Source organism: Paenibacillus sp. USHLN196 (assembly GCF_037144955.1).
In the GTDB taxonomy this organism is placed as follows: domain Bacteria; phylum Bacillota; class Bacilli; order Paenibacillales; family Paenibacillaceae; genus Paenibacillus; species Paenibacillus xylanexedens_C.
Genome location: NZ_JBBCYH010000018.1, coordinates 37,782 through 64,698 on the forward strand (window position 1 = coordinate 37,782; position 26,917 = coordinate 64,698).

The 26,917-nt window shown below is 48.7% G+C and carries 24 protein-coding genes and 1 riboswitch; of the genes, 8 read left to right on the top strand and 16 right to left on the bottom strand.

Translation table 11 applies throughout. The annotated features are described in order from the left end of the window. Positions 1-92: 92 nt before the first annotated feature. From WFI24_RS29650 to WFI24_RS29690, 9 genes are all read right to left on the bottom strand, one after another. Complete coding sequence (locus WFI24_RS29650; RefSeq protein ID WP_336765479.1) at positions 93-1,646, bottom strand: response regulator; 1,554 nt, start codon at positions 1,644-1,646, stop codon at positions 93-95. Then, entirely contained in the window at positions 1,621-3,408 is a 1,788-nt protein-coding gene (locus WFI24_RS29655) for a sensor histidine kinase (protein ID WP_336765480.1), read from the bottom strand. The genes WFI24_RS29650 and WFI24_RS29655 overlap by 26 nt, the downstream gene beginning before the upstream one ends. Before the next feature lie 245 nt (positions 3,409-3,653). After that, positions 3,654-4,976: a stalk domain-containing protein gene (locus WFI24_RS29660; protein ID WP_336765481.1), complete on the bottom strand. Its 1,323-nt coding sequence runs from the start codon at positions 4,974-4,976 to the stop codon at positions 3,654-3,656. 205 nt (positions 4,977-5,181) lie between these two features. Continuing rightward, a complete protein-coding gene (locus tag WFI24_RS29665) occupies positions 5,182-5,472 on the bottom strand; it encodes a hypothetical protein (protein ID WP_336765482.1) in 291 nt (96 codons plus the stop codon). Positions 5,473-5,702: 230 nt separating this feature from the next. Continuing rightward, positions 5,703-6,566 (bottom strand): inositol monophosphatase family protein, encoded by an 864-nt coding sequence (locus WFI24_RS29670; protein ID WP_440131317.1) that lies wholly within the window; start codon positions 6,564-6,566, stop codon positions 5,703-5,705. 107 nt (positions 6,567-6,673) lie between these two features. Continuing rightward, positions 6,674-7,675, bottom strand: a complete 1,002-nt coding sequence (uvsE, locus tag WFI24_RS29675) for a UV DNA damage repair endonuclease UvsE (RefSeq protein ID WP_336765483.1) — start codon at positions 7,673-7,675, stop codon at positions 6,674-6,676. Positions 7,676-7,830: 155 nt separating this feature from the next. Beyond that, positions 7,831-8,154, bottom strand: a complete 324-nt coding sequence (locus tag WFI24_RS29680) for a hypothetical protein (RefSeq protein WP_336765484.1) — start codon at positions 8,152-8,154, stop codon at positions 7,831-7,833. Between the two features lie 30 nt (positions 8,155-8,184). Continuing rightward, a complete protein-coding gene (locus WFI24_RS29685; protein ID WP_036614110.1) occupies positions 8,185-9,285 on the bottom strand; it encodes a D-alanine--D-alanine ligase in 1,101 nt (366 codons plus the stop codon). A gap of 137 nt (positions 9,286-9,422) precedes the next feature. After that, positions 9,423-10,421: an amidase domain-containing protein gene (locus tag WFI24_RS29690; RefSeq protein ID WP_440131318.1), complete on the bottom strand. Its 999-nt coding sequence runs from the start codon at positions 10,419-10,421 to the stop codon at positions 9,423-9,425. Positions 10,422-10,804: 383 nt separating this feature from the next. Between WFI24_RS29690 and acnA the strand changes: the two genes are divergently transcribed. After that, on the top strand, positions 10,805-13,519 hold the full coding sequence (gene acnA, locus WFI24_RS29695) for an aconitate hydratase AcnA (protein ID WP_336765485.1): 2,715 nt from the start codon (positions 10,805-10,807) through the stop codon (positions 13,517-13,519). Positions 13,520-13,658: 139 nt separating this feature from the next. Here the strand turns inward: acnA and WFI24_RS29700 are convergent, their stop codons facing one another. From WFI24_RS29700 to WFI24_RS29720, 5 genes are all read right to left on the bottom strand, one after another. Continuing rightward, entirely contained in the window at positions 13,659-13,868 is a 210-nt protein-coding gene (locus tag WFI24_RS29700; RefSeq protein WP_336765486.1) for a hypothetical protein, read from the bottom strand. Positions 13,869-13,881: 13 nt separating this feature from the next. Further along, on the bottom strand, positions 13,882-14,442 hold the full coding sequence (locus WFI24_RS29705; RefSeq protein WP_336765487.1) for a VanZ family protein: 561 nt from the start codon (positions 14,440-14,442) through the stop codon (positions 13,882-13,884). A gap of 27 nt (positions 14,443-14,469) precedes the next feature. Continuing rightward, on the bottom strand, positions 14,470-15,333 hold the full coding sequence (locus WFI24_RS29710) for a M15 family metallopeptidase (RefSeq protein WP_336765488.1): 864 nt from the start codon (positions 15,331-15,333) through the stop codon (positions 14,470-14,472). 99 nt (positions 15,334-15,432) lie between these two features. Next, entirely contained in the window at positions 15,433-16,521 is a 1,089-nt protein-coding gene (locus tag WFI24_RS29715) for a HAMP domain-containing sensor histidine kinase (RefSeq protein ID WP_336765489.1), read from the bottom strand. Beyond that, complete coding sequence (locus tag WFI24_RS29720; protein ID WP_145326460.1) at positions 16,514-17,209, bottom strand: response regulator transcription factor; 696 nt, start codon at positions 17,207-17,209, stop codon at positions 16,514-16,516. Before WFI24_RS29720 ends, WFI24_RS29715 begins: the two co-directional genes overlap by 8 nt. 84 nt (positions 17,210-17,293) lie before the next feature. Between WFI24_RS29720 and WFI24_RS29725 the strand changes: the two genes are divergently transcribed. The 4 genes from WFI24_RS29725 (at position 17,294) to WFI24_RS29740 (ending at position 20,637) form a co-directional block, all read left to right on the top strand. After that, on the top strand, positions 17,294-18,244 hold the full coding sequence (locus WFI24_RS29725) for a helix-turn-helix transcriptional regulator (protein WP_336765490.1): 951 nt from the start codon (positions 17,294-17,296) through the stop codon (positions 18,242-18,244). A gap of 73 nt (positions 18,245-18,317) precedes the next feature. Further along, positions 18,318-19,136: a zinc ribbon domain-containing protein gene (locus WFI24_RS29730; RefSeq protein ID WP_336765491.1), complete on the top strand. Its 819-nt coding sequence runs from the start codon at positions 18,318-18,320 to the stop codon at positions 19,134-19,136. 466 nt (positions 19,137-19,602) lie between these two features. Beyond that, entirely contained in the window at positions 19,603-19,770 is a 168-nt protein-coding gene (locus WFI24_RS29735) for a hypothetical protein (protein ID WP_155985120.1), read from the top strand. A gap of 177 nt (positions 19,771-19,947) precedes the next feature. Continuing rightward, positions 19,948-20,637 (top strand): aspartate/glutamate racemase family protein, encoded by a 690-nt coding sequence (locus WFI24_RS29740; protein ID WP_336765492.1) that lies wholly within the window; start codon positions 19,948-19,950, stop codon positions 20,635-20,637. 232 nt (positions 20,638-20,869) lie between these two features. Here WFI24_RS29740 and thiC read toward each other — a convergent pair whose 3' ends face one another. Next, a complete protein-coding gene (gene thiC / locus WFI24_RS29745; RefSeq protein WP_336765524.1) occupies positions 20,870-22,654 on the bottom strand; it encodes a phosphomethylpyrimidine synthase ThiC in 1,785 nt (594 codons plus the stop codon). Positions 22,655-22,819: 165 nt separating this feature from the next. Here thiC and WFI24_RS29750 point away from each other — a divergent pair, with 165 nt between their 5' ends. Further along, positions 22,820-23,005 (top strand): hypothetical protein, encoded by a 186-nt coding sequence (locus WFI24_RS29750; RefSeq protein WP_336765493.1) that lies wholly within the window; start codon positions 22,820-22,822, stop codon positions 23,003-23,005. Positions 23,006-23,066: 61 nt separating this feature from the next. Then, positions 23,067-23,180, bottom strand: a riboswitch (TPP riboswitch). 148 nt (positions 23,181-23,328) lie between these two features. Here the strand turns inward: WFI24_RS29750 and WFI24_RS29755 are convergent. Next, the gene (locus tag WFI24_RS29755) at positions 23,329-24,072 is read right to left on the bottom strand and encodes an IclR family transcriptional regulator (RefSeq protein WP_076216717.1); all 744 of its coding nucleotides are present in this window, start codon (positions 24,070-24,072) and stop codon (positions 23,329-23,331) included. A 359-nt stretch (positions 24,073-24,431) separates the two neighbouring features. Here WFI24_RS29755 and WFI24_RS29760 point away from each other — a divergent pair, with 359 nt between their 5' ends. Then, positions 24,432-25,457 (top strand): alpha/beta hydrolase, encoded by a 1,026-nt coding sequence (locus WFI24_RS29760; RefSeq protein WP_145326464.1) that lies wholly within the window; start codon positions 24,432-24,434, stop codon positions 25,455-25,457. A gap of 157 nt (positions 25,458-25,614) precedes the next feature. Further along, positions 25,615-26,895, top strand: coding sequence for a Fe-Mn family superoxide dismutase (locus tag WFI24_RS29765; protein ID WP_336765494.1), 1,281 nt, complete (start codon positions 25,615-25,617; stop codon positions 26,893-26,895). The last annotated feature ends 22 nt before the right edge of the window (positions 26,896-26,917 follow it).

Consider the following 26,917-nt stretch of genomic DNA (forward strand, 5'->3'; position numbering starts at 1 on the left):
CTTGTTGGTTCAAAAAACAGAGGAGGACAACAGTCCCCTCTCGGCGCTGTTCATCCTCCCCAGACATGTATCACATGATTGGTAGTGCATTGTTATATGCCGATCCTGCGGAATTCCGTAGGCGTCATCCCCGTCCACTTTTTGAACACCTGACTGAAATATTGTGAATTACCGCCGAATCCGAACAATTCGGCAAGCTCGAATACTTTCACATCCCCACCTCTGCGAATATGATCACACGCTCGTTCGATGCGCAGACGATTCACGTAGTTGGAGAAATTCTCGCCCGTGACTTTTTTGAAAATTTTGCCCAGGTAATCCGGATTCATATATAACATCTGATGGGCAACTCCATTGAGTGAAAGATCTGCCTCTCCATAATGACGATCCACGATATCCATCATCTTCTCCACGGCTGAAGACTGACGACTTATATGATTTTTATAATAACCAGAGGTTAACCGGGCTGCACTGCTTGCTACAAAAGACTTCAAAGCAGATAACGTATCCATATGGGGCAACTCCGCCATACGCTGAGTAAATTCTGTTGCCTCTTCGGGCGGACAGACATGAATCATCGCCGAGTACAGCTGCACTACATACGAACGCGTCACTTCAATTTCCAACTGCTGACCCGATAATAGATCGAACAGACGATCCACCTCTGCGGCTGTTTCCTCGCAATTGCCCGATTTGATCAACTGACACAATTGCTCGGCATCCTGTTCTACATGCAACCCGTCGCATTCTCCGGCCAGAACCAGATCATTCTTCGTAATCAACTTGCCTTCACCGATAAAGAAGCGATGATTCAGATATTGCAATGCCTCACGGAACAAACGCCGAGACTGGATCATTCGATCTGCTTCGCTCAGTGCAGCGGTCACTTCCAGTTTATATAGTCTGGTAAATGCAGCCCGAACCTCTTCAATGCTCTCCTTCAGTCCAGCCGGATCAGCTGAATCCGCAAGCAGAATCAAGAGTCTACCTTCAATCGTTGTGCTTAACAGTACATGAGGGAGCAGATCGCTGGCGATATTTTTGATGGCAAATAAATGACTGTAATCATGTTCATCCGCAATTCGGAACAGCAGTAACCGAACTGCAGTATCTTCAAGTTCCAGATCAAACAGCTCCTGGTAATACTCCAGATCGACCGGCCCATAGGTTCGGTTGGTCATGAACTCCAGCAAAAATTGTTCCTTTACATGCGGAAGAACCCGTTGCAACCGCTGTTTCATCTCACCAGCGACATGCTCCTTCACCTGCGCATCCTGATGTTCCTGCAACAGTTCAGTCAGCGCGTCATGGATCTGATTCTCGTTACAGGGCTTGAGCAGATAATGCTTCACACCATACTGCATCGCTCTGCGGGCATATTCGAACTCTTTATAGCCAGACAACATAATGAACCGTACTCCCGGGTATGCTTCGGATGCCTTCTCTATGAGTCCCAGACCATCCAGACCTGGCATGGAAATATCCGTAATGATAATATCGGGTTTCGACTGACCGATTTTGTCCAGCGCTTCAATCCCATTCCGCGCCGTGCCCACTAATTCCGTACCTGCTGCGGCCCAATTGACCACTTGGGATATTCCCTCCAGAATGACACGTTCATCATCTACGAGCATCACTTTGTACATCGTCATCGTCCTCTCTAATCCAAGGTATGCTGATCGATACTACAGTTCCTGATCCGGGCTTGCTGTTCATCACCATTCTGCCTTCTTCGCCAAAGGTCAGCCTGATTCGTTCCTGGATGTTAGATAACCCAATGCCCTGTCCTCTTGTCTGTATGCGTCCTTCATGTAATTGTTCCAGGAATTCCGGTGTCATCCCTGGACCATCGTCCTCGACTTCAATAATGACTTGGTCTTCCTCTGCTCTCGCCCTTATTCGAATCCGGCAAGGATTAATGCTTGGTTCGAGTGCATAATGTATGGCGTTCTCCACCAGCGGTTGCAATGTTAACTTGGGAATTCGTGCAGAACCCACCTCAGGGGCAATCTCCATATCAAAATCCAGTCTCTCTTCAAAACGAGTGCGCTGAATTGTAACGTAGCTGCGGACAATGTCCAGTTCTCTTTCCAGCGTGATCCACTTCTCCGTCATATTCACAGAGCTGCGCAGCAGGAATCCAAGCGCCTCAACCATTTCCGAGATCTGACGTTGTTTCTGTACTTTGGCCATCCAGTTAATGGATTCGAGCGTGTTGTATAGAAAATGAGGATTAATCTGTGCTTGAAGCGCTTTCAACTCAGTCTCACGAATCACCAGTTGCTTCGCATAATTCTCATCAATTAATTCACGAATCCGCTGAAGCATCATCTTGAATGTACGATGCAGCAGCCCAACCTCATTCTGCGGAGAGATCGGAACGTTACCCAGGGCAGCCTCCTCCAGTTTATCCAGATCACCTTTTTCGATATTACGCATCTTCTTGATCAACTGCGCAATCGGATGGGTAATACTGCGGGAGAACTTTGCTCCAATGATGAGTGCCGCCAGAAAAATCATGATAAAAATGACCGTGACTAACTGTTTGACAAACTGAATTTTTTTAAACATCTGGTCAAAAGGTGTGGTGTACAGGTACGTCCAGTCTGTGTAGGAAGAATTGGCACGGGCTACAAAGTGTCTGCCCTGCTCAAACATGGCAATTCCATAGGGTTGGGTTCGCTTCAGTTCCGATTCAATCTCAGCTTCACTTACCGAAGATTCGGTTGGATAGATGACTTCTTTTCCATCCGAAATCAATAACTGTGAGTCCTCTGCGGGTTCCTGCATCTGATCCTGTACGATTCGGTCCAGGCGCACTCGGATAATTAGAGTCCCGAGCTTATCCAGTGTAAATGCACCCCCAGTAAAAGATTTCACCTGTCGTACAGATAGAAGCCTGGCTTGTTTATCCCCGCTGGTGTGCCAGACATTGGAGCCTGTATATTGATCTCCCAGTGATACCAGTTCCTTTTGCATCAACTCCGAAATCCCTTCACGGTTCCCTGCAGCCATGACGTTATTATCATTATCGATAAATAGCATAGAATAGACGTATTTCTCAGAACCCGCATAAGCAACCAATCGGTTGGTAATTTTCTTGCGCAGACCATTTCTCTCATATCCCGTCTCGGCCTTTTCAAGTTGAAGCAGATATTGTTGAAGCGGCTCGTCGGACATCACCTTGAAGGAGAGATTGGAAACTTCACGCAGTTGATTCTCAATGCCTACTGAAGACATATTGAGGACCTGCGAGGATTTCTCATAGATCTGACGGTCATAGATACTGAACACATATCGGAGTACGGATGCATAAAACGTAAAGCTGATTAACATCAACACTCCGATGAGGAGAATCGTTTTATGATGAATCGGTAGTGTTGTGAAAGCGTTCTTAATTTTACTCATCCTAAACGCTCCTTTGGCTTGCGAAGGGTGCTGTCATGCTATGGGTTAGTGGTTATATTGTAAGTTATTTTCATATTTACACATCCATGGTCATCTGACAAGTCATATTTATACAACATTCTGGGTCATTAATGAAGGTATACAACAATGTCAGGAACTCACGTAGAACGCAAAACAGCCAGAACGCCTTAAATAGTTCAAGGCATTCTGACTGTTGAATAACATGCTATCACATGAAATTGATCTTATGGATTAACAAAAACGGTTTTCAGCTTCGCTACATACTGCACGTCAAAGCCAAGACCTTCAGCTACCATAGCAAGCGGTACATATGTTTTGGACTCTTTGCCAACCTTGTTCAGGAATGCAGGTGTATCCACAGTAACGGATGCTCCGTTGACCTTCACCGCATTGGCACCAATCGTCACGGCTACCTTACGATCTCCGTAGGTAATGGTTGCCGTTGAAGTTTTGTTATCCCACACCGTAGTAGCACCGACAGCGTTCACGATGTCCTGGATCGCCACAAAGTTTTTACCGCTACGGATAATGGGTTTATATGGTGTATTCAATGTTTTACCACTCACGATAATGTTCATCGGTTCACCTGTGGCAGGTGCAGTCAGCTTCGTGTAGTCGCCCCAGATCGTTTTGGCAAATACTTCGGCAATGGCTGCATATCCGAATTGATTCGGGTGGAAATCGCGATTTTTGATCATATGTGTCATGGTGCCTTCACCGCCAATAAACTCCTTAGCTACGTGAGCCACCTTTACATCGGTACCCTGAGCTGTGAATTGAGCAGCAATCCCATCAATGGTCTGTGTGAAGCCTTGGGATGCCTCCATAAGTTTGGCATAGAGGCCCTTGCCGGCTACTTCTGGCATTGGTTGATACTGGTCAGCGATGACAATTTTAGCTGTCGGATTAATCTCATGGATATCATTAATCGTTGCACTAACATTGGCTGTATATGTTGCGAGTAATTCTTTTACCTTCTCTTGCAGTTCCTGATCACTCAGTTTGTCTGCTGTACCGAGAAGCTCAGATACGTCATTTCCCCCAATGGTGATTGCAACCAGATTGGCCTGTGCTACACTCTCACGGATTGAAGCAGCATTGGCTCCGATCTGTCCCGCTCTTGGATCAGGAAGACTCGGCTGAATAGCTTCGGAAGTGAGTGTCTTGCCTTCCTTAATTGCGGTGGTGAAGTTCTTGAGGCCGCTGGTTTTCAAACCAGCAATCCCGTAGTTATCCACCTGTGTACGTCCATGCAGCAAACCCTGCTCATGCAGTCGTTCTACATAACCATAAGGCAATTCTTTCGTGTTGGGCTCATAACCTACGGTTATGGAATCTCCCAATGTGACGATGCGGAACTCCTTGGTTACAGCTACTGTATCTTTCTTCGCAGTCAGCGAAGCCTCGTTTGTACCCGCTGGCGATACACCAGTTCTGGCATCAGCAGCGTGTGCAGGCAGTGCGGATGATGTGAAGAGCAGCATTCCTGCCAACATGCTTGCCGTTAAACCGGCAGCTGTATTTTCCCATATACGTTTACGCTTCATTCAGGGTAACACTCCTTTAATCGAATCTATAATTTTACACTAATGTATAGTACATCTGTCGCTCCAATGACATAAATTGGTGTAACTCTATTCTATCATTTAAGAGCAGGCCTTGTCCTCTCTGTCAGAAACACACATGAAATAACAGACTCCCTGAAGAGGAGCCTGTTATTGGTGATCGTACAACTATGGAGTTCGTAGTTCGTTAAGATTCGGGCTTCTCGGAGTCTCCAGAATTCGTATGACTCGTGTTGCTCTCCTCTTTGTTCCCGGCAGCTCGCTCCAGGTACCGATCATAACGATCGTCCACTTCGCTTGCCATCTTCCGGTACTTCAATGTTTCCTCGACAATTGGATCACGTTCCGTCTGTATCCGAACTTCATATTTGGGAGGAATCAGCTGGCGTTCACGCTGATCGGTGTCGCCGGACTCTTCCATGTCCCCTTCCGTCAGCATTTCACTGAGCCGTCGTTCCAGTTCTTTGGATTCATCCATTGTTCTCGCTCCTTTAATTAAAGTCATACATGCGTTAACTATACTATTGCACTTTCGCTTCGTGTACAGAACCATCTTCCGATCGCTATTATCCCCAGATTTCTTTGATTTCCTTTTCCAAGGTAGAAATCCGGTGATAAAGGCGAGCGCTCCGCTTCTTCAGATGCTTTCTGTCCCCTCCGTTAATGTACAATTAATAGTAATTAAAAGCATGGATGAGTTGAATAAACTCACTCCAGCCCAGTAGCCTTCGCTTCCTTCAACACATCTGTTAATGCATCATGGATGTGGCCGTTGCTGGCAACAAGATGACTTACAGACAATTGATAAGGCGTTCCGATGGTGTCGGTAATCTTGCCGCCGGATTCTTCCACCAGCAGCGCGCCTGCCGCAATATCCCATGGTTTCAATCCAATTTCGGTATAGGCACTGAGACGCCCTGCAGCAACATATGCCAGGTGCAAGGCAGCAGATCCCCCTGCACGCAAGTTACGTACTTGCGGAGCAAGAGCCTGCACAGCGGCCATATTAAGCGGTAACGCATAGGTCGTATCTGCCGGGAAACCAACCGCAATCAGACTCTGATTCAGTTCCTGCTCACCAGATACAACCATCCGGTTTCCGTGAACGTATGCTCCTTTACCTTTTTCCGCAACAAACATCTCATCACGGGAAGGGTCGTATATCACGCCGACAATGACTTCACCTTTATGGGCCAAAGCAATGGATACCGAATAGAACGGAAATCCGTGTACAAAGTTCGTCGTGCCATCCACAGGATCAACGATCCAGAGGAACTCTTCCTCCTCTGCCTCTTTCAGTGCTTTTGCTGAAGCTTCCGGTCCAGGTTCTACGCCTTCTTCACCCAGAATAGCATGGCTGGGAAAATGGGTCAGAATCAGGCGGCGGATCATCTGCTCCGCTCCTTTATCCACTTCGGTGACCAGATCCTGAGGTGAATATTTGGTTCCCAGTTCACTTACCGTTCCAAGACGACTCTTGATCCATTCACCGGCCTTGGAAGCTGCATTAATGGCAACGGCAGTATAGCTTTTGCTTGTCACGACATAAGGTTGCTTTTCCTTCTCATTCAAAGCGTTCACTCTACTTTCTATATCAATCTATGAAAAGTTGAAATTCTTGTTAAAAGTATACGCCTCACAGGTCGTAAAGTTTCTCGTTGCCTAGGCCCCTTTTGACACTACGGATGAATGATGATGGTAGACTCGTCCACCCACTCCACACCCTCTTCGTGATAGAATGCCAGCTTCTGCATCAGTTGCACAAGAGCCTCATCCTTACGTTTGGCCTCAATCATCACGTCGAGCCTCGGGGTGTCTGCTGCAATATGACGCAAGAAATCGAGCACAGGCTCTACCTCTACACCATCGGCATGACCTCGCAGATCCTTCTCGCTCTTCGGACTGGACACATGAATTTTGGGTGGCAATGGCTGATCAGCCGGTGAATCTGCCTGTGCGAGCGGTGACTCCCATGTCTTCAGGATATCAGGCCACAGATCCCAGGGCTGTTCACCCTCATTATTAACCCACTGGTGATGAATATCCAGCACCATGGGCAATCCCACGTGCTGGCATACAGCAAGTGTCTCGGCCGCATTGAACGTTTTGTCATCATTTTCGAGTGTCAGCCGCTCCTGAATGTCCCGATCCAGCTTCAAAAAATTCTCTTCAAAACGAAGCGCCGCCGTAGGCTTGTCCCCGTATGCACCACCAATATGTATATTGTTCTTGGCAGTGGCATTCAGACCCATGGCATCCAGCATCCGAACATGATGACGAAGGTCGCGAATCGAATTGTGCAGAACTTGCTCACGTGGTGTACTAAGTACGGTAAAATGATCCGGATGAAAGGATACACGCATATCATTTGCCTTCACAAAATCACCAATAGCCGCAAAGTCCTGCTTCAGTGCCGGGAATGGATCCCAGTCATTCAAGTCTTCATGTGTCGCCAGTGGAATCAATTTGGAAGAGAAGCGATATACATGAATATGGCTGCCCTTGTTGTGCCGGAGCAATCGTAGTGTATTGTGCAGGTTCTCGGCTGCAATCCGTTCGAGCTTGCGGATGGCCGCTTCCCTGTCATCGATTTTGTTAAAACTGGACATGGTCATGGTCCGGGAAGGTGAGGCATTCTCAACAAGCACGGACATTGCCACATAACCAAAACGTACGAGCATGAATTTCTTCCTCTCTGTTAGGGCGGAAAACCTGCACGGCGTATTCAACCGTCAGGATGTACCGTCACTGTATATAACCAAGTTTTACCCTAAAAGAGTGACCATAATCGTATTCTGGCAAATCAGTCCATCCGCCCTACAATCCCACTGAGCAACTATTCCTGTGCTTGCTCTCCGAAGAACATCTCATCCGCAAGTGCGGTCTGAACGCGTGATTCTTCCTCGGTCAGTTTGCGGATCAACTGCATCTCTACCTCGGTTACTTCTTGACCTTGGAAGTTGATCTCTGCAATGGAAACCACGATCTTCACGATGGCTACAGCCACGTTATCCGGTGTATAAGCAATGACTTTCTGGCCGGTAGGAAATACCCGGAAGCCTTGTTTTACCATTTTGCCGCGACCATATTCAAGCAGTTCGTACAGTTCCTGCTCACTCTTGAACTTGCATACGGAATTGAATTCAGTCTGAAATCCCATGCATACCCCTCCTGATCTTGTCGTTTCAGGCTACGCCTGTACGCCGTTCTCGTAATTCAGTGCCTGCTTGCGGTTATAACGCTCCAGTGCCAGCTCAATCATGCGATCCAGCAGCTCGGCATACGACACACCTGTCTCGCGCCACAAGAGTGGATACATGCTGTACGGTGTGAAACCAGGCATGGTGTTGACTTCATTAATAAGCAATGCACCGTCATTTTTCCGAATGAAGAAGTCCGCACGTGAAATCCCGTTACCTTCGATCGCACGGAACGCCTGCAATGCGGCTTCGCGAATGCGATCTGCGGCTTCGGGGTCAAGTGGTGCCGGAATCAACATCTGTGACTGACCATCAATATACTTGGCTGCATAGTCATAATACTCACCCGACGATACGATCTCCCCTGGAACGGAAGCCATAGGCTCGTCATTGCCGAGAACGCTGACCTCAACCTCGCGTGCTTCAACGAATTCTTCGATGACTACCTTCGTATCGTACCGAAGCGCGAACTCGACAGCTGTTTTCAGCTCATCACGGTTACGCGCTTTGGAGATGCCCACGCTGGAGCCCAGATTAGCCGGTTTGATAAAACAAGGATAGCCCAGTTGATCTTCGACTTGTACGATCATTTCGTGCTCTGTCTGCTTCCATTGTGTCGCGTTAAAATACGTAAAGGCACATTGGTCAATACCAGCCTGTGCGAACAGCTTCTTCATGACCACTTTGTCCATGCCGCCAGCTGAAGCGAGTACACCTGCACCTACATATGGCATATCCGCCATCTCGAACATGCCCTGAATGGTGCCATCTTCACCAAACGTACCATGCAGCAGAGGGAACATCACGTCCAGCGCTTCCGCTCCGCCATACAACCGGCCAAACAGTGCGTTCAGTGCATCTTGAGTTCCACCCGCCGATTGCTCCAGCTTCAAATCTTCAATCTGCGCGAACGGCGCATGCATGACAGGTCCTTTTTTCCACGTACCCTGCTTGGAGATATAAAAAGGAACCAGTTCATACTTTTCATAATCAAATGCGTTCGTTACAGCAAACGCCGTTTGCAGCGACACCTCATGCTCGCCTGACTTACCGCCGTACACGACGCCTACTTTTAATTTATCCATACTCATGCGTAACCTCCGATTATCTGTGCCTGATGCTGTCATCCTTGCATGCTCAGCACCCTTGTTATTCTGCTTGCGTTACCTGGTCTTATTTTACACGGAACTGGATGTCTGCGTCACCGCATCCCGAAAATCTTTCGTCATTAAAACTCATCTGCAATATGAAAAAGCCGGTATACCGTCCGCTCTGTCCAAGCGTAAGAATCCCGGTAATCCCAATATCGGTGACGACTGCTCACCGTATGTGCGTTAACAAGCGGCATACCGCCCGCATCAAATGCGGTCACAACGGTGCTGTGCTGAAACCTGCCGTCTCCATCCCAATCGTAAAGAATAACATCTCCGAGCATCAGCTGCTCGGGACGATCTACTGCTGTGGCAGTCAGACCCCAGCTGCTGCCTGACAAGTAACGCTCCAGACTATTGGAAACCGCCCAGCTGTAACTCCACATTTCGGAGCCGTTCACATACCCCTTATACCACCAGCCAGCTTCTCTTCTACCAGTATAGTGGATGGGTGCGCCCCCTGCAAAGAGACATTGGGACACGTAATTGGTGCAATCCACATCAAATTCCTCATATGCCGGATTCCCTGCATTCCACCAACGATCTGCGTAGGCAACTGCCAGATCTCTACGATACGCCTGCTGCCTTGAGCTTCTGCCTTGACCCAGAACTTCCCGATTCAACAGCGGCCGGTTCATCGCCTGTACAAAATCGGCTTGTTGAAAGGGACGCCCTTCCCCAGCTGGGCGACGCTCTGGTACTTCCCGCTCGACCCGTCCAATGATCCATCCACCACTCTGCCGCAGAAAGGTTAACCGCTCCCGCTCAATCCGATCCTCCCGATGGGTGATCCCGCTCTTCTCGTAGAACAGCCTGCTGTACAATTGTACATCCACCACCGCTTCTTCCTGTCCATCCATGAGCGTGCGCACAAGCTTGGCGCTGGTCTCGCTGCGAAGAGGCACGGCGCGCCGCTTACGGTACCATTCGTCCAGCCTTGCCATACGCTCTCCCCGTTCCACCACGAAGTCAGGATCGGTAACAATCCGTTCGCTGGTCTGTGGACGGTAGTCGATCTCACAGCGATTGTACTGGTTCACGTAAGTGTATAAGGCACTCTTCCATTCCCGTTCCAAGCCTATGTCCCCCTTTGGCATGAGTTCTGTCTGAAGTATTTCATTGCGTATATAAACTCCTACTATTCATATGAGAGGGTCTTCGGTTGTATGTACGTGTCTCGGGATGAAGACTCAGAATTCGGCAAATACAGGTACATGCGATATCTTATTCCTTCTCACTTCACGAAAACGCCTTCATTGGTTCAAAAGCTTGCTTGAACAGGCAAAAAGCCCTTTACGTACAGAGGTGAAAACGGTATACTTAAAACTAAAGTTGTGATTATGAAATTACGTTTCACCTGATGAAACTAACAAACGAGAACACGGAACGATGAAGGCCTGTTCCTCACCTAAATGAACGTTTTCTTCATCTCACCGACACATCCCAAGGAGGTACATGTATGTCAGCAAAGAATCATTTCTCCGCCGCTCGCAGTCTTGAGGTTGGAGGCAAGTCTTACCGCTACTACAGTCTCGATGCTCTTCAGGAAGGCGGCCACGGCGATCTTTCCAGGCTCCCTTTCTCCATTAAAGTGTTGCTTGAAGCAGCAATTCGTCAATTCGACGGACGTGCCATTACCGAAGAACACGTTAAACAACTGACTGGCTGGGCAGATGGCCGTGACAATAACAAGGAAATTCCATTCATCCCTGCACGTATCGTTCTGCAGGATTTCACCGGTGTACCGGTTGTCGTGGATCTCGCTGCAATGCGTGATACTGTGAAAAAAGCAGGCGGCGATCCAAAACAGATCAACCCGCTCGTACCTGTCGATCTCGTTATCGACCACTCCGTCATGGTTGATGCTTTCGGTACCAACGATGCACTTGATTACAACATCAAGGTCGAGTTCGAGCGTAACGAAGAGCGTTACCGCTTCTTGCGTTGGGCACAAACGGCATTCAACAACTTCCGTGCAGTTCCACCATCCACAGGGATCGTTCACCAGGTTAACCTGGAGTATCTGGCTTCCGTGGCAGCAACAAAAACCGTTGACGGCGAGACCGTTGTATTCCCGGACTCCCTCGTAGGTACAGACTCCCACACCACCATGATCAACGGACTTGGCGTTGTTGGTTGGGGTGTTGGTGGAATCGAGGCCGAAGCAGGTATGCTGGGCCAACCGCTATACTTTGTAACACCGGACGTTATCGGTTTCAAACTGACAGGCAGCCTGAGTGAAGGTGCAACAGCAACGGATCTGGCACTGACAGTTACCCAATTGCTTCGTAAAAAAGGCGTTGTTGGTAAATTCGTTGAGTTCTACGGACCAGGTCTTGCCAACATCGGTCTGGCTGACCGTGCAACAGTAGCCAACATGGCACCAGAGTATGGCGCTACCATCGGTTTCTTCCCTGTTGATAGTGAAACGTTGAACTATCTGCGTAACACTGGCCGTCCTGACGAGCAGGTTGAATTGGTTGAAGCTTATTACAAAGCTCAAGGCATGTTCCGTACTTCCAGCACCGTTGATCCTGAATTCACAGATGTGATTGAACTGGATCTCGGCTCTGTTGTACCAAGTCTTGCCGGACCAAAACGTCCACAAGATCGCATCGAGCTGACACAAATGAAAGAAAGCTTCAACAGCATCATCCGCACACCTGTAGATAAAGGCGGCTACGGTCTGAGCGATGAGAAAATCGAACAATCCGTACCTGTGAAGCATCCGGACGGTTCCAACAGTGAACTGAAGGCAGGCGCTGTTGTGATCGCGGCGATCACAAGTTGTACGAACACTTCGAATCCAAGTGTTATGGTTGGAGCGGGACTACTGGCGAAAAAAGCAGTTGAACGCGGCCTGACCAAACCAGGATATGTGAAAAGCAGTCTGACACCAGGTTCCCTTGTGGTTACCGAGTACCTGGAAAAAGCAGGTCTGATCACGTACCTCGACAAACTCGGATTCAACGTTGCCGGCTACGGTTGTGCAACATGTATCGGTAACTCCGGCCCACTGCCGGACGAAGTGAGCGAAGCTATTGCTGAGAACGATATGACCGTAGCGGCTGTATTGTCTGGTAACCGTAACTTCGAAGGCCGTGTGCATGCACAGGTTAAAGCCAACTATCTGGCATCTCCACCACTCGTTGTTGCATATGCACTTGCGGGTACTGTGAATATTGACTTTGAAACCGATCCAATCGGTTATGATACGAACAATGAGCCTGTATTCCTGAAGGACCTCTGGCCTAGCTCCGAGGAAATCAAGGATACCATCGCAAGTTCCCTGAACGCTCAGATGTTCCGCAACAAGTACGAGAACGTATTTACAGCCAACGAGCGTTGGAATGCGATTTCTGTACCGGAAGGCGAATTGTACGAGTGGGATCCGAACTCCACGTACATTCAGAATCCTCCGTTCTTCCAAGAGCTTGGCGACACGTTGAACGATATCGCTGATATCCGTTCTGCACGCGTTATGGCATTGCTTGCGGATTCCGTAACAACGGACCACATCTCGCCAGCAGGTAATATTGCAGCATCCAGCCCGGCTGGACTGTACTTGAAAGAGCATGGCGTAGAGCGTAAAGACTTCAACTCCTACGGTTCACGCCGTGGTAACCATGAAGTAATGATGCGTGGTACGTTCGCCAACATTCGTATTCGTAACCAGGTGGCTCCGGGCACCGAGGGCGGTATTACGAAGTACCTGCCAACGGACGAGGAAATGTCCATCTACGATGCTTCCATGAAGTATCAAGATGAAGGACAGAACCTGATCGTTATCGCTGGTAAAGAGTATGGTACAGGAAGCTCCCGTGACTGGGCGGCAAAAGGAACATTCCTGCTCGGCGTCAAAGCCGTTATCGCGGAAAGCTTCGAGCGGATTCACCGCAGTAACCTGGTCGGCATGGGCGTAATGCCATTGCAATTCCAGGAAGGTCACGGCTGGTCCAGCCTCGGCCTGAACGGACGTGAAACGTATGATATTACTGGCCTCAGCAATGATGTGAAGCCAGGACAAGAGTTGAAAGTTACCGTAACTCGTGAAGACGGTACACAGTTCGACTTCCCTGTTATCGCTCGTCTGGACAGCATGGTTGACGTGGATTACTACCATAACGGCGGTATCCTGCAAACCGTATTGCGTCAAATGATGAAAAAAGCTTAATGATTTAAATCATTAATGTGATAAATTTATACAGAAAAGCTCCCCATTACGTGCAATAGCACGTGGTGGGGAGCTTTTTTGGCTTTGCTTTTTATAATCGGGATACGTTTAAAAATCAATTTTCAAGGTCAACTGCCTTTTAATGCCCAATGTGATGTGATGCTTGATCCAACAGTTGAATTGTACCCATGATCAGAAACAAACATGACATCGCAATTAGCGAGCCCCCGACCCATCTCGACGTGATCACTCGCTCCGTAATCTGTTTCTCCGAAGCATCCTTTACGCTGTGTCGATACACGAGAAACATCAGCCCTGCGCTAATAAACAGTACAGCCATGATAATCAAGTTGTTCCCCTCCTTACACATGACTTTCCTTAGAATTCAACTTCTTCGTCGTCACACGGGATTCTCCTCCCACCAACACCTTTTTCAGGCCGATAGCCATGGTGAGAATAATATATCCAATCAAGCCGCCGAGCGTATTGAGCATCAGATCATCCACATCAAATATGCCCATACCCGTCAACAACTGTGTCACTTCATAGCCCATACTGAGCAGCAGAGACAGCAAGAGTACCTTTACTCCAGAGAATAACTTGTTACCCGTCAGCACAGGAATGAAGATGCCCAGTGGGATAAAAGCCAGCACATTCCCTACCAGATGGATTGCGGTGCCTGGACGATGTAACGACAGGCTGTTCCAGTCTCGCGAGATTTCCAGAAATGGTGTCAGGTTGACGGTTCTCGTATGGATCAGATCCGGTTGTTGCAAAAATTCCATAAGTCGAACTTTCACGATGTCAAAGTCGACGGGACTTCCTTTGAACAGAATCAGCTTGGTAAGTAGGTATACGTAGACAATTAACACGGCAATCCAAAGGATGTAATGTTTGGTTTTCTTCTGGTTGTTGTGCTTCATGTTGCTCTTCCTCCCTGGTGTGCCCTGTTATTTCTTAACGGTGACGATGACGCCATCCATGTTATCACCCGATATTTCAGTTTGGCCTTGTTCAGGTATGTAAACGGTTGTATCTTGAGTGGCCCGATAATAGCGGATATGATACGCCTCACCCTCTACTTCCACAGTAATGTTCTCTTTCTCTTTTAGCAAATCAAGGTACTCCTCCAGCACCAGATTGTTCTTATGCATGACAGCACTATGTGGCAACCCCACATATCGAAAATGCCATGGTTCATACTGAATACCCGTAATGCTCACCTTATCCTTCGGGTAACGTAGAATGAATCCGTACCTCCATGCATTCTTCTCCAGCCAGGCCCCCTCGGGAGCTTCATTCATGGCAGCCAATGTGGAACCGACATCCAGGGATAACCCCAGATTATGCTCACTGTGACCCGCAGGAAGTGCGTAGTCTGAACCCTTTTCCCGATAAAGCTCGTCCTGCTTCGCAAAGTCCCTGTAACCACTACTGATGAGGAAATATCGTACTCCCTCTTCACTTGCTGCTTCAACCATTTTCCGAAACTCCTGCGCCACCTGCCGTGATAACATGATTTTCTGATCCTGTATTCCATATCCACGAAGCAGATCATCCTCATGCGCCACATATACAATATCGGATTTGACCCCTTCCGCGTGAACCGGGTATTGCTTATTAACCAGTAACAAGTTGCCCTTATGTACCTGATCCTGAATGTTTCCGGTGACGGATACAGTATAACCTGCGGGATTTTCACGCGTATTCTGAATCTCAATGGGCAATTCATCCTTCTGCTGAAGCCATCCCGGTGATTGCGTAACGATATATCCGATCAAAATCATGCATATCAAAAAGCCCCACTTTTTCATGCTTGTTCCTCCTTTTGCCTCATACATCAAGGATAGAGAAAACTAGTTAAAGAAAAAGCAGGGCAATTCTAAAGTTTTTCTTAAATTTGCTGTCAGACCTCAATGAAATACAGGTAACCGAACTTCGAATTGCGTCCGTACCACATCACTTTGGGCCGAAATCGTACCGTCATGCTGTTCCACTATATTGCGTGCGATAAATAAGCCGAGGCCTGTGCCACCCTCCTGAGGGGTCCTGGCACGATCTCCGGTGTAATACATATCGAAGATATGCGGCAGCTCCTCCGGACGAATATGTCCACCATAGTTAATCACCTGAATGATAACTTGTTCTGCATCGCGATATCCGTTAATATCCACGTACATGCCATCCTTGCCGTGCCGTGCAGCGTTAATCAGCAGATTCTCGAACACACGAGCCAGCAACTCACCATCACCGGAGATGGTAAGTTCAGTGTCTATTTTTAACCGGGTGGTCAGATGGTTCTTTTCGAATACAGGATAGAGTTCTTCGTTCATCTGTTTTAGCAGTTCACTAAGATCCAGCGGTGTCTTGTTTATAGGCAGCATGCCATAATTCATGCGGGTAATTTCGAACAAATCATCAATCAGCTTCTCCAAACGCTGTGACTTAGTGAATGCAATCGACGTAAAGTGCCGAACCTGCTCCTCCGTCAGCTGATCATCCTTCATGAGCAGATCCAAATATCCAAGCACAGACGTCAGCGGGGTTCGCAGGTCATGCGCCAGATTGACAACAAGCTGGTCCTTACTATTTTCAGCAAAATCCCCTCGTTCCACCGCCTCCCTTAACTTCTCACTTGCCAGGTTCACATCCTCCGCAATCGTACCTAACTCGTCCTTCGAGGAGATCTGCACACGATGCTGAAAGTCTCCATTGGCCAAATGTCTGATCCCTGTAGAAATGTCCTTGAAATACGTCGCGTAGGGCTTGGTAAACCAGAAGAAAAACAGTATGGCGAGCGGGATAAATAAAATCAGGAAGAAATAGATATCTCCGATACTTTTCATAAAATGACGATATTCAGCGAGCTGGTCTTCAGCACGGACTCCCGAATAATAGGCTTGTAAAAGCTTGTAAATCCCATAAGTGATTGCGCCAGAGGCAAGCATGCTTAACCCTAACAACATAATCATGGTCGTGCGAAAACTTCTTCGTTTAGTCATTAAACGTGTACCCCACACCCCAAATGGTTTTGATAAACTTGTTCTTGTTCATATCTTCCCCCAGCTTTTTGCGGAGGGTGCGAATGTGGACCATCACGGTGTTCCCACTCTCATAATACGCTTCCCCCCACACCTGTTCAAAGATGCTCTCCGCACTGAACACCTGTTTGGGATGGCTCGCGAGCAGATACAGAATGTCGAATTCCTTCGGTGTTAGTTCCACTGGTTTGCCGTAGAGTGTAACGCGATGTTGATCTGGCATGATGACGAGTCCGCCCTTCTCCAGAATGGTGCGCTGCACAGGCGCAGACTGGCTGAATTGCAGGGAACGACGCAACTGGGAATTCACCCGGGCAACAAGCTCCATCGGATTGAACGGCTTGGTCATGTAATCATCCGCACCCATCACAAGTCCCGTAATTTTGTCCATGTCCGACGTTTTGGCGCTCAGGAAAATGATCGGCAGATGATGCTGCTCCCGAATTTTGCGGGTTACTTCGTATCCGTCCATGCCGGGCATCATGATGTCCAAAATCGCCAAATCTATCGCTTGGGTCTGAACGGCTTGTACCGCCGCCTTCCCGTCAAAGGCCTTGATGGTGTGATATCCTTCTTTTTGTAAATGTAAAGCAACCAGATCAGCGATCTCAACTTCATCGTCTGCGATCAGAATCGTAATTCGCTTCATTGCTTATTCCACTCCTATGTGTGATGCTCAACAATATAACATATTTGAATCCAACAGATAAACCAATGAAAGGAATCCATAGATATGAAACTGGAGCGATTGTTAGCTATTGTGGTACTACTCATCAATCGTGGACGAGTTCAGGCCAAAGACTTGGCAGATATGTTCGAAGTATCGATTCGGACCATCTACCGAGACATCGATACATTGGGTCAAGCAGGTATCCCTGTGGTGACGTATCAGGGCGCAAGCGGCGGGATTGGTCTGGCAGAGGGTTACCGTCTGGATCGAAACGTATTAACAGACAAGGACCTCGCTTCCATCGTCACTGCACTGCGCAGTGTATCCACTTCCCATGCCAATGCGGCGCGTGAGCTTCTGGTGGAAAAACTCAGCAGCATCGTGCCGGAAAGCAAGAATGATGATTTTCAGGCCAATACCAATCGTTTTATCGTCGATTATTCAACCTGGTCTCACCCCGAAGCACTGCAACTTAAGCTTCAACTTATCGAACAGGGCATGGACCAGCTAAGGCCCATTACCTTCACATACTGTAGTGCCGAGGGTACACAGACCCACCGAACTGCCGACCCTCATACCATCGTACTCAAGAAGCATTCCTGGTACCTATATGCCTTTTGCCACGAGCGAAATCAATTTCGCATGTTCAAACTTGTACGTATGCAGGATGTCACGCTTGCTAACGAGCACTTCGAGCGTAAAATTATTAACCCACAGGACAGACCCTGGCAGCAGGAATGGACCCGTCCGGGCAATCAGGCTGGGTTAACCTTGAAATTCCATGCTCGCGTCCGTCATCTAGCGGAAGAATGGTTCGGGATTGAGAACGTCATCCCTGATGGGAATGGGTATTACATCTGCCAGGTTGCTTTCCCCGAGGATGCCTGGTTATACGGGTTCATTCTGGGCTTCGGCGCGGACGTTGAAGTATTGGAACCTCAGCATATTCGAGACGAGATCTGCCGTATCGCGGAGCAAATTGTACAAAATTATATCCCCCCGACTCAAACCTGACAGACAGCTGTCCAGTTCCTCCCCGTATACTTCAGATATATTCAATCTGTACATATCCAAGGAGGAATTAATAATGAACGTCACTGTATGTCAAAGCTGCGGAATGCCGCTGACAACCCCTGCTCAATTTGGCACCGAAGCAGATGGAAGCACGACTCGTGAATACTGTATCTATTGTTACAAGGAAGGCACGTTCGAACAGCCTGGTATTTCACTGGAAGGCATGACGGAGATGTGCACTGCCATTCTGAAGGAGGAGGGCATGGACGAGGAATCCGCTCGTTCGATGCTGCGTAACCAGCTTCCTTTTTTGAAACGTTGGCGCACGAATACAACGGATCAACATGCTGAATCTCTTGCGGAAAACTCTACTGCTTCTGCTAATCCTGGTCAGGTAACAACAGATCATTCGTTCTCAACCCAGCCTGTTCGTTATGTCACGCTCCCAGGCAAACGTCTTGCTGGCATATCCGCCCGTACAACCAATGCCATTGAAATTAGTGGCAAAGGCTGTATTCAAGGACTCTGGAACAATTATTTTGCCTCCGAGCACCTCCCTGCACCCGAAACTGCCCGCTATGGCTGTTACGCGGATTACAACGATGGCATAACCGGAGAATACACCATACTGGTGGGGCATGAGGTCAGCTCCGATGAATCCTTACCTGAAGGATTGGATGACATTCTGCTCCCTCCTGCGACTTACGCGGTATTCACTTCCAGAAAAGGACCCATGGCAGAGGTTGTCGGCGAAGCATGGGGAGCCGTGTGGGCATGGGACAAACAAAGCGACAGGACATTCACAGGAGATTTCGAGTTGTATGATGAACGCAGCTTGAATCCCGAAAGTGTACAAGTCGATATATACATCGCTGTTCGTCAAAATAGATAAGCGTAGTACGATATACATCTCAGTCAGAATCAAAAGTAGTTCGCATCCTTCTCCATATCACATCAGCTGCCGAGTTTGCTCGGCAGTTTTTTGTTATATCCGGAACTACATAACCACCCAAACAACCCGACCATGGTACCAAGTTAGTTAGCATGCTTTGCATCATTTAACCAGATAATATGCCTCATATGTCGGTACCATTGACTTCCTTAGAATTGGGACTATTCACATAACAACCGATTCGATCCTCCCATATCAAACCTGTCATATCCGGTTCTTTACTCCTGAATTTCCCTAAAACCGTTTACATCTCCTTAAAACCGGGTAAAATCACTACAATCCAATTGGATTTACATTCTAAAGTCATCTATTTCGTCTAACAAGTCATATGTACCTATATGCGCACCCGGCAACATAACCAGTCGAAATACATAATTTAAAAAAATGCATTAAAGGAGGAACCAAGATGATCCGCATGCCTATTCAGCAAATGATCCCGTACCACCACCAATATCCGCGCAACACGGCGACCACTGCTCCTAAAAAGGAGAATGAGAACACTCAAGGTCTATCCTTTCATGAAATTCTGCAGCAAAAAATGGCGAAGAAGAATACGTCTCCTTCCCTTCGATAAAATTGACAACGGACCCTATTCGAGTCCGGTTATCAACCGTCTTTCCGCAGCTTAGCGGAAGGGCGGTTATTGGCGTTGGGTAACAAACAACTGTACAGTTCTCAGTCATATTTTTATAATAGTTTAAATATCTTCAAGATCCATGACATATACGAATTGTAAAAGGGGACTTAGCCTATGATCACCATTGGTTGTTTTCACGCCCACTATTCTAACATCGCCTTAATTGAAGAGACGCTTGCTCCTTATGAAGTTGAATTGGTCCATTACGTGGATCCAGGACTGGATCGTCTTAAACATGACGCTGACTTTAACGATGTAATTATCCACGAGAAAGTAGCCCAGACGCTCCACTGGATCGCTGAGTGTCATGCAGATGCCATTATGGTCACGTGTACCCTCTTTGCGACAGTACTAGAGCAGGAAGCCAAACAGGTCCCTGTGCGTGTGATCGGCATAGATGATCCGCTATTGCAGGAGATGCGGCGAGTATCCGGAGAATACATCATCGTTTTCACCAACCCCGCAACCATTGAAGGAACGATGGCACGGGTGAATCAGGCGTTACAGCAAGAGGATGGAAGTGGGCAGCTACACGTTTCCCAGACAGCTCAGACGGAAGCGGTGTGCATCCCGGGGACATTCGAGATGATCATGCGCGGAGATAAGCAAGGATATCTCGAAGCAGTACGTGAAGGATTACAGCAGATTGCTGAGCAGTATCCTGGTAAAAGCGTAATTGCAGCCCAGCTCTCCATGGCTCCTGCAGCCGCACAGGTCGCAACAGACACAGGCATTGAGATCCATAGCCCATTGGCATTGCTTGCGACGTATTTGGAAAAGAATTTGGGGTTAGCTCGTCAATGAACTAGCACATACGGAGGAGCACCAAAATTCAGTGATGCTCTTTAATTCGTTATCGCAGGAATTCGTATAAGATATGGACCACGAACCGTCGCAAAGCTGATTCTGATAAAGGCTGAGTACGTGCAGAATATATACCAGCCATATTCCTAAAGAAAGCCGTTCTTCTCTGCAATAACAGAGAAGAACGGCTTTATCTCTATTACAGACTGCCCAGTTTACGCTGTACTAGCGCCTAGGAGCGTGTCCGATATTCCTCTGCCTTTTCTTGCATACCCGCTGCTACAGCCTCATTCTCGGACAATCCTTTGTCCGCGGCAAAGGCACGGATGTCCTGCGTAATGCGCATGCTACAGAACTTCGGTCCGCACATGGAGCAGAAATGAGCTTCCTTGGCCCCTTCGGCTGGCAGCGTCTCATCATGGTACGAAAGCGCACGTTCCGGGTCCAGCGACAGGTTGAACTGGTCCCGCCAGCGGAACTCGAACCGCGCTTTGGACAATGCGTCATCCCGACGCTGAGCACGTGGATGGCCTTTTGCCAGATCAGCTGCATGGGCTGCAATCTTGTAGGCAATAACCCCTTCTCGTACATCATCCTTATTAGGCAAGCCCAGATGTTCTTTTGGCGTAACGTAACAGAGCATGGATGTGCCGAACCAGCCAATCATGGCCGCCCCAATGGCAGACGTAATGTGATCGTATCCCGGGGCAATATCGGTCGTCAGCGGCCCCAGCGTATAGAACGGTGCTTCCTGACAGATCTCCATCTGCAAGTCCACATTCTCCTTGATCTTGTGCATCGGCACGTGACCCGGGCCTTCAATCATCACCTGCACGTCGTGCTTCCACGCGATCTGTGTCAGTTCTCCAAGCGTCGCGAGTTCCGCCATCTGAGCTTCATCGTTGGCATCGTAGATACTGCCTGGACGAAGTCCATCTCCCAGCGAGAACGCAACATCATACCTTTTCATAATCTCGCAGATTTCTTCAAAATGGGTGTACAAAAAATTCTCCTGATGATGCGCAAGGCACCATGCTGCCATAATGGACCCACCACGAGACACGATGCCTGTCATCCGCTTGGCCGTCATCGGGATATAACGCAGCAGTACACCTGCATGAATCGTAAAGTAGTCCACGCCCTGCTCTGCCTGCTCAATTAGCGTGTCACGGTATAACTCCCAGGTCAGCGCTTCCGCTTCGCCATTCACCTTCTCCAACGCCTGATACAGCGGCACTGTACCGATTGGCACAGGTGAATTGCGGATAATCCATTCCCGGGTGGTATGAATGTCTTTGCCTGTGGACAGATCCATTACGGTATCCGATCCCCAGCGTACCGCCCAGGTCATCTTCTCGACCTCTTCCTCGATGGAAGAAGATACAGCAGAGTTGCCAATGTTGGCATTGATCTTCACATGAAAATGACGACCGATCAACATCGGCTCACTCTCCGGGTGATTGATGTTAGACGGCAGGATGGCTCTTCCACTCGCCAGCTCCTGGCGCACGAATTCCGGCTCCACGCCTTCACGAATGGCGGCAAACTCCATCTCTGCCGTAATGACTCCCTGCCTCGCATAATGCATCTGAGTCACACAGCGTCCGGACTGTGCTCGCAGCGGTTTACCACGCAATCCAGGGTACTCTTCGGCTCCAGCTCTCTTCCCTCCGGGCTTTAGTCCGTTATCCTCGGGTTTTACTGTACGGCCTTGGTAAGCCTCGACATCGCCACGCTCTGTGATCCAGCGGGTACGCAGGGCTGGTAGACCTGCACGGATATCGGCATGAAATCCGGGATCAGTCATGGGGCCGCTCGTATCGTAGACACGCAGCGGTTCGTTATGCTCCACCCCTTGGGGAGTATTCGTGTCATGAAGGGCTATTTCACGTTCAGGAACAGCAATGTCCGGCCGTGAGCCCTGAATGTAGACTTTGCGGCTGCCCGGAAAGGGTTGAACCCGTCCGGCCGCCTCTGTTTTCTTTTCCACCTGCTGACCCGTATGTTCCTGTTCCATTGCTTGTTGTCCCGTTTGATTTCCTGTACTCATGTCGCTTGTCTCCTCCTCATTGTTCGTTCGCTTGGTTTTGGGTTGGCATAGCTCGCTTACGTACCTGTCCCAAATCATGCGCAATGCAGAGAAGAAAGAGCGATCCTACGCCAGACCAGAGGAGACATCATCATGTACAGTTCAAAACAGACCGAAGACTGCCGCAGATCATGGATCTACGCAATTTTCTCTCCTTATCCAAGCCCACTTTCGCAGGTTATTGAAAAAGAGGCCCATGGAGTTCGCGCTATCGCCTGTTCCCTGTATATAAAAAAGCCGGTCCCCGAAGGAACCGACTTTGATGTCCATCACCAATAATGCACCTTCAATCAGCTCCTTAACGGAGCACTGCAAGGTTCACATCATGTGGTGGCTGTGGTCATATCGCCGATTACTTCCCTACGCTGGTATGATCCAGATCAGGTGCAAAGGGTCCGGAATCTCATGCGATTCCGTCTCAGTCCGGACAGTTCGGACTCCCCCAGTAACGTTAACAAGTTGCGGCTTACACAAGCCGCTGTTCATATTCAATGAAGCTGGCCCCGTTGGGCCGTCCATTACAGAGTAGCGCAACCGGAACATAAAAACAACCTTTATATTCCAGATTACTAACTTGATTGGTGACAGACCTTACATCAACATCAGGATAACATGAGCCCCATCTGCGTAGCCGCTTCCTTTAGCACAGGTGCGTATTCGTGCAAAGTCTCCTGCGAAAGTCGGCTGACAGGACCTGAGACCGAGAGCGCAGCTGCAATATTGCCTCTACGATCCATAATCGGCACCGATACCGCCGCAGCTCCCGGCTCACGTTCCTCGTAACTCGTCGCATATCCGTTATCCCGGATGTCTCCCATCTGCGCCAAATACACCGCTGGATCGATAAATACCGGCCATTCAGGCCCATTCATCAGTTCTTCACGGTCCTCGTCCGTCGCAAACGCCATCAAGACTTTGCTGGAAGCCCCGACAGATAGCGGGAGTCTAACGCCGACGGGGGCAACACGGCGAATGGCCTGATCACTTTGTACAGCCTGAATCCGAATCCGTTCACTGCCATCACGCAGGTACAGACTTACGGTCTCTCCCAACCGGTCTCTCAGCCGCTCCATTGCAGGCAGCAGCAAAATCGCCGGATCATCACTGCGTGACATATGGGCTGATAGCTCCCAGATTCGTATGCCAAGTCGGTACTTCTCCGTTGCCGCATCCCGGATGACAAAGCCTCGATCCTCCAGCGTAGCCATCAGGCGATGCACTGTACTTTTGTGCAAACCAATCTGACTGGCAATTTCGGTGAGTCCCAGATCACTGCGCGTGGTAAAACATAATAATATATCCAGCGCCCGTTCTACAGCCCGGACGGTTAACTTACGATCTTCCATGGCATGATGCCCTCCTCATGTTTCATCACATGAAACTTGGTTACATAAATTATATGAGAAACGGTCTCATCTGTAAACCAAAAAGAGTCAAGATCTGAATAGGCCAAGTTATAAATTTTTCCTTTTTATAAGACTAAATCCCCTGTAATTTACTCGCTAAGGGAATGTTACCCATATATCTTAAGAACTATATAACAATTGCGTAACAAATGCCCTCAATCAATTGACTTTGACTATATTGGAACATACGATAAAGATATATTACTTTAAGATATCGCTCTGAAGCAGGTTCTGAAATAGACGTAATTCTCTTTTCATGTCGTTGTTATCTTCAACTGAACTTCAAAGGAGGGGCATTCATGTATCCAACATCCCAGAGCGAAGCCCCGCTGCAAACAAAAGTATCCGATCTGCCCTCTTCGTTATCACCGAGGCTGATTCGATTCAAACATATTATCGTAGCGTTGCTGCTCTCCGTTGTATTTTTCCTGCTGTTTTGTTTTATTGCACTGCATGGTTATATCGCATGGGTATTATCCAATCCAACAGTAGCGCCTGTCTTCTCGAATCCGATGCAGGCCAAGAACATGAAGTACGAAGACATCACATTTCCGGCAGCAGATGGCAGCCGGACGATGCAGGGATGGTATATCCCTGCTGACAACACTGCGAGCAAAACGATCATCTTCAGTCACGGGTATGGTGCCAACCGCGAAGAAACATGGGTACCTATGTACGATCTGGCCCACTATGCCCATCAACTCGGGTTCAACGTGGTGATGTTCGATTACGGTTTTGCCTCCCAAGTAAACAAAGCTGTAGCCACAGGTGGCAAAGCTGAGTCACAGCAGTTGCTCGGTGCAATCCAGTTTGCCAAGCAGCGTGGTGCGCAGGAATTGGTTGTCTGGGGCTTCTCGATGGGTGCCGGTACAGCGTTACAAACCGGACTTATTACGAAGGAAGTCGATGCGATGATTCTGGACAGTGCGTTCCTGCTTGAGCCGGATACGCTGTACCACAACATTCACAACCAGATTGACCTCCCGCGTCAACCGACACTGGAGATTATGAAACTGTTGTTCCCCGTTCTGAATGGAACCGGATTACAGCAGATTCCGTATCAGGAAGTTAAAAAAGAGGACTATCCGTTTCCGATCTTCTTTATCCACGGTACGGAGGACGAGAAGGCACCTTACCCGATTGCAGAGCAACTCGCCGCCAACCAAACCAATCCGTACTCGGATGAATGGATTGTCCAGGACGCGCATCATGAACTTATTTTCCGGGAACACCCGAAGGAATATCTTCGCCGTGTCTCTACGTTCCTGAGTCATGTTACGAAGACAAGCAGTGACGATGTGCAGAACACGAATAATGGAGAATGACCGTATTTTAACAATTGAGTTTCTCGTTGATCCTTGAGCCCTTCGGGGCTCTTTTTTTGTGTACATAGGACAACAGGCCAGCGGAATATACTCTTGGGACGCATTAAGCGACGGTATGAGCATGCAATGGAATTCATCTGAAGGAGGTCCACCAGATATGAACTGGTATGGATATGGTCACCTGCTGCCTCTGCGGACATTGGAGGAAATGCGTTTCTGGAAAGAGCAGGAGAAAGAACATACGCTAGTCATTCGTGCACTGGTCCCTGAACTGGAGCCCCCATACGTTAAGCTCCTGGAGGAATGGGAGGCTACTTTTGAGCACAGTGAGAGAGTAGCGAATCAGCTATTAAAGCAACTATTACCGGGAACCCATCCACCCGCGCCCTACATGATTGGTTGTGTTGATCAACTCGTATCGGCTGCCCGCCAGCAATCCAGGGAGTTCATCAAACAGCTATATGTTCTTCTGGAGCAAAGCGCTGCTGTTCATGCTGTTCCGCTTGCCAAAGCACTCATTTTGCATGTTATCCGCGAATCGGAGTATTTTCTGGGTGTACTGGATACACTCGGTCAACCTGGCATCTTGCGAGAAACGGATTCCGAGCCGTCACTTTTGCTGGAAAATGCGTTGCATGCCTCAGGACCGGGAAGTGTCCATCGCCAAGCTTCAGAGGCTCCAACTTCTCCAGAGGGGAATGTAAATGCACCTGCTGCTTCAGCTCAGATCCAATCCGCAGCAGTTCAGCCTTCACCCAGCGGAAGTGCTGCGAGCCAGCCTGTCTCTACCTCACCTCCAGTAAAAGAAAAGCCAGTTCCCATTGGTGGGCACACACTGCCACCACTTCCCTATGCGTACAATGCGCTGGAGCCGCATATTGATGAGCTGACGATGCGTATCCATCACGATAAACACCATCAATCCTACGTGGATGGACTGAATGTAGCGGAGAAGAAGCTGGCTGAGTCGCGGAAAAAGAATAACTTTGAACTCATCAAGCACTGGGAACGTGAACTAGCCTTCAATGGGGCAGGCCACTACCTGCATACGATCTTCTGGACGATTATGAATCCTGCTGGCGGCGGCAAACCTTCCGGCATGCTCGCTGAGCAGATCAAACGGGATTTCGGCAGCTACGAAGCATTCAAGAACCAATTCACGGAAGCCGCGAACAAAGTAGAAGGCAGTGGCTGGGCGATGCTTGTCTGGAGTCCGCGAGCACACCGTCTGGAGATTTTGCAGGCAGAGAAACACCAGAACCTGTCCCAGTCCGACATCGTTCCACTCCTGCCCCTGGATGTCTGGGAACACGCCTACTATCTGAAGCATCAGAACGAACGTAAAAAGTATATCGAGGACTGGTGGAATGTCGTCTACTGGCCGGCTGTGGCCGAACGTTACGAAACGGCACGCAAGTTGTTGTGGCCACCTTACTGAGATCGGGATAAGAATGTATGTA